A 309-nucleotide genomic window follows, 5' to 3' on the forward strand; every position below is an offset into this window, starting at 1 on the left:
TTGAGCGGGAGCTCCGTCATGAGCGAGGACATCTCGAAGTGGCCCGCCGCCGACGATGACGACCCCGACGAGCTCGCGTCGTCGGCGAGCTCCGAGGACGACCCCGACGACCGCGCCGAGCTCCCCGCCGACGTGGACGGCGACCCGATATCCTCCTCCTGCTCCTCGCAATCCGCCGCGCCGCCGCGCCGGCACCACGCGTACGCGTCCATGTATATATCCCCAACTCTTGACTCTCCCCGACCAACGCCGATCTCAGATCAAGGCAAGCGAACGCAGCTCAGATCGATCAAAGCAACAACCGAGCCG

1 protein-coding gene is annotated in these 309 nt (G+C 66.3%); it reads left to right on the forward strand.

Annotation, left to right across the window (positions count from 1 at the left end; translation table 11 throughout):
- Nucleotides 1-18 precede the first annotated feature (18 nt).
- The coding region (locus CXQ92_RS17990) for a hypothetical protein (protein ID WP_146067531.1) at nt 19-309 on the forward strand (291 nt) is incomplete at its 3' end.

Origin of the sequence: Arthrobacter sp. SX1312 (assembly GCF_002929295.1) — a bacterium.
Taxonomy (GTDB): Bacteria; Actinomycetota; Actinomycetes; order Actinomycetales; family Micrococcaceae; genus Arthrobacter_D.